Raw genomic sequence first — 6,751 nt, forward strand, 5'->3', positions numbered from 1 at the left:
CTCTAATTGTTATATTTCCAGGTCTTAAATCTGGAATATTTAATTTTTCACAAAGAGATTTCTCAACCTTTTGAATAAATTCAAGATTTCTGATTTCATCTTTAATTATTATATCATTTCTATCGTTCATTCTAATGACTTACAACTCGTTATATAGAGAACAAAGTTCTCGTTTATTGGTTTATAGTTCCGGATAAAAGGAACTTTAGGTAAATATATAAAGAAGTACTAAGATAACTTAATGGGTAACCGTAGTTCTTTATTTTTAGTAAAAATACAGCCTAAAAAAGTGTAGATATAGCAATTTTGTATCCGTATAATTTTTTGTGTTTCAAACCTAAGAAATATAATTGCTTTTTGCAACTAGTAAAAATAAAAAAATGGCTGTAACCTATTTTGTAGATTCAAGTTCTAATTGTTCTCGCATATAACTATTTAAAGCGTCCTTTTTTATACCAAGAAACTTTTTAATAGCTGTATAATAGTTAGTGTTGGTTTTTCCACTTTTCATAAAATTTTTAGGCAAAGACCAGCCTCCTTTACCTAATGTTTTTTAGCAATAAGTCCATCCAATACATAGTGCTAAGAAGTTGTAGTATTTACGTTTTTTAATTGTAGCATATTGTTTAGTCAATTTCAGGATGCTTTTTTTAATATAAGTTGGTACCTTGTATATACCATTTTAATGCTCTACCTCGGCTAGCACTTACTAAAGTAGCAATACCTTCAGAAACCCAAAAATGTTTGTTGGGATAATGTACATTTACCAATACATGAAAAACTTTTTATTTGAATAATAATATTAATTAACTTAAACATTCCATATACCTTTACTTAATTCAATAACCTGACCACCAATTTTTATACTGTAGATATCACTGGTGCGTTCCCCGTTTAAATGTATATATGATTTTCTTCCCATTTGGAACCCTTGTTCTACGATAGCTGATATTTCTGAAGATTCATTTTTTAACAGATACGATAGAAAACAACCATTTGCACTTCCTGTAGCGGCATCTTCTAGCAGGTTTTCGTTTTCAATACAAAACATTCTAGTATTAAAACTGTTTGTTTTTTCAAAAGTTTCATCAGTTACAAAAAATAAAGAAGTTGTTAGTCCAGTTGAACTGTTGGTTTTGTATTTTTTATGTAAACGTAAAAACTCGATAACTTTTTTTGAATCCAATTTTAGTTGATTAATTTCTGCTAAATTGATAATAGGAATGATTATACAGGGTAACCCCGTGCTTATTTCTTCTATTGGTTTTTTAGTATTTAATGCAGTTATATTTATTCCAAGTCCGGTAGCAATTTCTTGATAATTAAAGGTTGCTATAAACTCTGGCTTTGCTTGTTTCATGATAAAATGACTACGCTCAACGTCTTTGGGTGTAGTTAAATCAATACTAATATTAGCATATTTTAAATTTAGCGATATTCGTTCTTTTGGTGTTGGTAATACGTATTTTGAAATAATAAAGGCTGTTCCCAATGATGGATGTCCTGCAAAAGGAACTTCATATTCAGGAGTGAAAATTCGAACATCAAAAGATTGGTTGTTATTATTTTTTTTAATGAACGTTATTTCAGGAAAATTAAGCTCCTTTGCTATGTTTAACATGTTTTTAGTAGAAACGTTATTTTCAAAATCAATGAAAACGGCAAGCTGATTACCTCCATATTTTATTGATGTGAAAACATCTACTAAATAATATTTTAGTTCTATCATTTTTTGTTAAATGTCAAATTTATGGTAAGGGGGTTTTAAGTAAAATTAAATAAAAACGTATGTTTTTCAATTTTTTAAAGTGTCATTGGATACTTTCTCAATTTTTGATTCAATTTCTATTATTTTTTGATGCCAATATTTTTGGGCTTCAATGGCATTAAATTTTGGTTTTTTAGGAGTGCCAGTTTTCATCTCATTAGGAATTTTCTGAAAATATTCCCAATTATAATGCCCGTCTTTTGCTATTTCGCTTTGGCTTTCTGGATCCGATTTTCGTTGTGCCCAAAATCGTTGGTGCTCAATATAATCTGCTTTTATTTTTGAAAAGTAACGAAGTAGATCATTAGAGTTCGATGGAATATAACCTGGTCCACTGCAGCCACAGGAGTGAAAAGTAATTCCAACTTCATAAAGCGTAGCCATATGCTCCCAAGATTTAATATCTTTTTTCTTAGGAGACTCAAAATCTAGCCCCATATTAGCCATAAGACCTCCACATTCAGGACATTTAGCAGGGTTTTGTTCTCTGTATTTATTATAACCATCATAAATATCTTTCTCTAATCTTCTTTTGAATGTTTTTCTACATTGAAAACACGCATAATGAGATTTATAGATTGTCATTCCATATCTACACATATTTTTGATTTTATTTAGGATGATAGTTTAGATAGTAACTTTTATGCTTTCTTCAAACTTCAAGATAACATTTTTAAATTCTTCAACTAATTTTGGAATGTTAATCTCTAATTTTGGACGATCCCAACTATCATATTTTTCTTGATCATTAAATCTTGGCCAAAAAATAAATTCATAGTAATACTCCCAAGCTTCTCTTATCAATCCATTATCAATATATATTTGAAGATGATTGTTTTTTTTATCTTGATGTATAAAGTCATCAAATAAATTAATGAATTCCGCAAAGCCTTCAATTGTTTTTTCTTCTAAAATACCTTTTTCTAAATCAGTAATTACTGAAGCTAGGTTATAATTTATAGATTCAACCGCTTTTATTTCTTTAATAGCTGTTAACCATAAATGAATATGATTAGGAGCTATAAGTTCATTTCGTTCAGTATATAGTTTTTCTTTTAATTCTATTAAAGAATTAGCTGTGAAAAAACTACCATTTTTATAGGTTAAAATTTTCTCAGTTTTATTGAAATCATTATCTCTATACCAAATTAAAAATAGTGGTTTTGCAAAGTTTTCTGAATGATATTTAAATATCCAAGTAGAAAATTGCTCACTTAGATCTTCTAACTTTTTAATGTCTTGACCATTAATCATTATTGTTTATTCTGTTTTTAATGGAGAGATAAGTTTTGACGGAGTAAGAATATCAAATTTCTCATGTAATTCAATATTTATACCTTGTTTTATTAGTGATACGTTCATAAGACTGAGTCAACCAGTCTTCTTGTTAAATGAACATAGAGTTTTTCAGCACAATGTTTTTTTTAGCTTTTCTATTACTTTTTCTTTTTTCAATTATTTTAAATTTTGATGTTACTAACAACTTTATAGAGAATAAAATTTTATTTATTCTGTTGTAATTCCGAATAAATGGAATTATTGGTAAATATAGAAAAATAGTACCTTTACTCTTAGCTATGATAAAAACCAAATTGTTTTAAAATGAAAATAGCAACTTAGTTTAAAACCAAGCTGCTATTGTTTATAAGTTGTGTTTATTTTAAGTATTACCTTATAATAAAATTAGGCATTAATTAAATAAAATAAATTTGCTAAGCCAAATACAACTTCAAATACAATTCCTTGAGTAATTTGTATACTTGGTTTGCCATCCGCTTTTAAGCTAATTAATCTCCCAATAGCAAAACCTAAAAAAATTAATGAAGCAACTAAGTGTGAGTTAAAAGTTAATTTATCAATAAATATTCCAAGTGAAATAATAAGTCCGGTGCAAAGCATAACTGCAGAAATCCCTCTCATTTCATTTAATAAACTAGCATCGTTTTTAAGTGCAATTCCTGAGTTTTTTAAAAATGTTTGTATTGGATTTGTTAACCTTGCTACTCCAACAAATGCCAGTAAGAAAGCTGATAATGATAATACTATAATTCTGATAATTTCCATCTTTAGATATTTTAATTTATATATCCGCAAATTTAAATTAGGGTAGTGACAAAGATATGTCAAGGGTACTATTGGTTTTTTATATATTTTTCAAAATACTCTTTTATAGTCATCTTGTGAGGTGTGAAATATTGCTTTTCAGTTCTTATTTTTTCAATAGAATCTATTCTAAAATGTCTAAAATCATTTCGTAACCTACAAAAGGCAATTAATAAAAAGTTTCCACGAATACTATAAATAGCAAAAGGCTCAATACTCCGAGTGCTTTGTTTCTTTTCTGGTGTAATATAATGTATTGATACTATCTTATATTGAGTAATAGCTGATTGAATTTGCATTAGATTATTACTCGTTTTTTCTTCACTGTTATTACCACTAAAATAAATTCTATCAGCTAATAAGTCAGCATTTCCTTTTTGAGAATAACGTAAAATAGCTTTTATTTTTTCTAATGAACTGGTAATATTATCAACTAATGATTGATCTTTATTTTTTATAGCTAGTTGTTCTAATGTAATTAAAGCATTTGCTTCATCTTCTGAAAATATTACAGGAGGGAGGTGATACCCTTCCATAATTGAATAGCCTTTTCCTTCTTCAGTTACAATAGGAATTCCTGATTTTTCAAGTGTTCTAATATCTCTATAAATAGTTCTTAAACTTACAGCATGTTTTTCAGCAAGTTGTCTAGCTGTAATAATCCTTTTCGATTGAAGTTGAGTAAGGATAGCAGTTAATCTTGAAAGTCTTGGTTTTTCTTTTTCTTCCATTGTATTAATTCTATTTGTTGTAAATATCTCAGGGAAACATAGTGGTGAAATAGTAATTACATACTTTTAATTTCAACAAAAGTCCTTTTTAGTCTGCTATTATATTTTTAAAAATAATACTCTAAATTATCAGGTTTCATTTTAATATTTTTTTTATTTCAATTATTTCAAAAACAAAAAGGTTTTATGAAATTTGAAAATTTAAGAATACTGTTTGGGAAAAATACCTTTTTAATTTGTTTTTTTAGAGTAAAAATTGCTTTTAAAATGAAATACTTATCTTTAAAATCCAATTAATATTAGTTAATGATAGTTGCTATGCTAGACTTTTTTAAAAAAACAGGTAAGCTAGAACCTTTCGAAATCAAGAATAGTAGTTTGGTTTTGTGTTTAGTAGCACCAGGCTTGTACTTATATTCTGTTTTAATATTTCACTATAATTTAAAAGCTCAAGAAATCCCTTATATGAGAGAGATTTTAGGAGTTGTATTTTTTATGGTCGGCTTAGCTCCATTAACAAAAAAAAGAATAGTAATTAATTATTATGGTTTATATGTTTTTTTCGCACTTTTTATATTTCAACATTATCTAACCTATACAGTTGCACTTAATAATTTTTCGTTAGATTATTTATTAGGAACTTATGTGGTAATGTTTGGGGCTATATTAATGCTTAACAATAGAGGGTTGATATTGGTCTTTAGTGCATCTCAGCTTTTACACATGGGATACAGAGTGTTAACATCTGATATAGATATTGTAACAGAAGGCGCTATTTTAATATCAACAACTACCATATTCATATATTCATTTATTATACTCAATGGTTTTATTAGATATCGTCAAGGCTTGTTAGAAGTAAATCAAAATCTAGAAGATAAAATAAAGCAGCGTACTTTAGATTTAGAAAACAGAGCTAAAGAACTATATGAACGAAATAAAGATTTAGAAGAGTTTGCTTATGTGGTATCTCACGATTTAAAAAGACCACTGCGTAATATACATACCTTAGCAAGTTGGGTTATTGAGTCCGATAGATCCGATGAAGATAAAACACAAGAAGTGTCTGAAAACTTAATCACATTACAAGAACAAGTTGATCAAATGGATTTACTGATTAATGGAATATTAAATTATTCTCTTCAAATGGATAAAGAGAAAGATATGAAACTTGTGGATGTAGATAAATTAGTTAAAAGAATTAGTAAGGTTAATTCAACGAGTACATGTATTATTAAAGTCAAAAATAAACTGCCAAAACTTCTATTTAATGAATCACAGTTGTTACAAGTGTTTCAAAATTTAATCCAAAATGCAATTAAGCATAATGATAAAGAAACAAGTGAAATAGAGATAGGTCATGAAAAAGTAAATAAAGAACATGTGTTTTCTGTTTCAGACAACGGCCCAGGAATAGAGGAGAAGTACCATGCTAAAATATTTCAGCTATTTCAAAAGTTAGAAATAAAAAGCCATATCGATTCTATAGGAATAGGTCTAGCCTTGGTAAAAAAGATCATAGAGCGGAACGGCGGGAGAATCTGGGTAGAGAGTTCTTTAGGAAAAGGCACTACATTTTACATTACAATACAAGAATAATAAATTTAGGTACACTATATATATGTATAGGGTGTTCCGTTAGAAAAAGCTAACGTCGGGCTTTTTGCGCTCGCTTTTTGTTTTAAAAAAGGAACAAAAGAGCTCAAACACCTGCTTCAATCCCTAACACAGGTATATAATATTAGTATAAGTACTATATAAATTGCTTGATTTTTGAATAAAGTTTACAAGAATGGAGAACAATTATATATGTATACAGTTATATAATGTATAGGTATTACTTGAGGAAAAGGGTATTTATAATAGTACTCAAAAAAACTTTTTGATTTAAAAGCTTAGTAGGTAGTTGATTAAGAAAATCTTTAAAAATAACTTCAAAAAAGTCATTGTCATGTTAGAAAAGGGATCTATATTTGCACCCGCAAACGGATAAGCGTAGAGTTTAAAAGTAAGCAAAGTTCATTAAAATAGGGTTATTAAGATATTAAGCGAGGGTTAAAAAATAAGTTAAAAAAAGCTTGTTTAAAACAAATGAAAGTGAGTATCTTTGCAGTCCGAATTTTAGGGAATAGTTCATTGATTTATGGGA

At 27.9% G+C, this 6,751-nt stretch carries 6 protein-coding genes; 1 reads left to right on the top strand and 5 read right to left on the bottom strand.

What is annotated here, in order from left to right; all coding sequences use genetic code 11:
* Positions 1-811 precede the first annotated feature (811 nt).
* The 5 genes from ACKTTQ_RS07090 to ACKTTQ_RS07110 form a co-directional block, all read right to left on the bottom strand.
* Positions 812-1,729, bottom strand: coding sequence for a PhzF family phenazine biosynthesis protein (locus ACKTTQ_RS07090; RefSeq protein WP_408048768.1), 918 nt, complete (start codon positions 1,727-1,729; stop codon positions 812-814).
* Positions 1,730-1,795: 66 nt separating this feature from the next.
* Positions 1,796-2,368, bottom strand: a complete 573-nt coding sequence (locus tag ACKTTQ_RS07095; protein WP_408048769.1) for a hypothetical protein — start codon at positions 2,366-2,368, stop codon at positions 1,796-1,798.
* Between the two features lie 27 nt (positions 2,369-2,395).
* Complete coding sequence (locus ACKTTQ_RS07100; RefSeq protein ID WP_408048770.1) at positions 2,396-3,022, bottom strand: hypothetical protein; 627 nt, start codon at positions 3,020-3,022, stop codon at positions 2,396-2,398.
* A gap of 429 nt (positions 3,023-3,451) precedes the next feature.
* Positions 3,452-3,832 (bottom strand): DUF4345 domain-containing protein, encoded by a 381-nt coding sequence (locus ACKTTQ_RS07105; protein ID WP_408048771.1) that lies wholly within the window; start codon positions 3,830-3,832, stop codon positions 3,452-3,454.
* 68 nt (positions 3,833-3,900) lie between these two features.
* Entirely contained in the window at positions 3,901-4,602 is a 702-nt protein-coding gene (locus ACKTTQ_RS07110; RefSeq protein WP_093868735.1) for a helix-turn-helix transcriptional regulator, read from the bottom strand.
* A gap of 318 nt (positions 4,603-4,920) precedes the next feature.
* Here ACKTTQ_RS07110 and ACKTTQ_RS07115 point away from each other — a divergent pair, with 318 nt between their 5' ends.
* Entirely contained in the window at positions 4,921-6,201 is a 1,281-nt protein-coding gene (locus ACKTTQ_RS07115; protein WP_408048772.1) for a sensor histidine kinase, read from the top strand.
* Positions 6,202-6,751: the final 550 nt, after the last annotated feature.

This window comes from Tenacibaculum halocynthiae (genome assembly GCF_964512825.1).
GTDB classification, from domain to species: Bacteria; Bacteroidota; Bacteroidia; order Flavobacteriales; family Flavobacteriaceae; genus Polaribacter; species Polaribacter halocynthiae.

What these genes read in the sequence shown, in the direction of transcription:
- ACKTTQ_RS07090 (WP_408048768.1), bottom strand. Translation starts at nt 1,729, where the DNA reads ATGATAGAACTAAAATATTATTTAGTAGATGTTTTCACATCAATAAAA.
- ACKTTQ_RS07095 (WP_408048769.1), bottom strand. Translation starts at nt 2,368, where the DNA reads ATGTGTAGATATGGAATGACAATCTATAAATCTCATTATGCGTGTTTT.
- ACKTTQ_RS07100 (WP_408048770.1), bottom strand. Translation starts at nt 3,022, where the DNA reads ATGATTAATGGTCAAGACATTAAAAAGTTAGAAGATCTAAGTGAGCAA.
- ACKTTQ_RS07105 (WP_408048771.1), bottom strand. Translation starts at nt 3,832, where the DNA reads ATGGAAATTATCAGAATTATAGTATTATCATTATCAGCTTTCTTACTG.
- ACKTTQ_RS07110 (WP_093868735.1), bottom strand. Translation starts at nt 4,602, where the DNA reads ATGGAAGAAAAAGAAAAACCAAGACTTTCAAGATTAACTGCTATCCTT.
- ACKTTQ_RS07115 (WP_408048772.1), top strand. Translation starts at nt 4,921, where the DNA reads ATGCTAGACTTTTTTAAAAAAACAGGTAAGCTAGAACCTTTCGAAATC.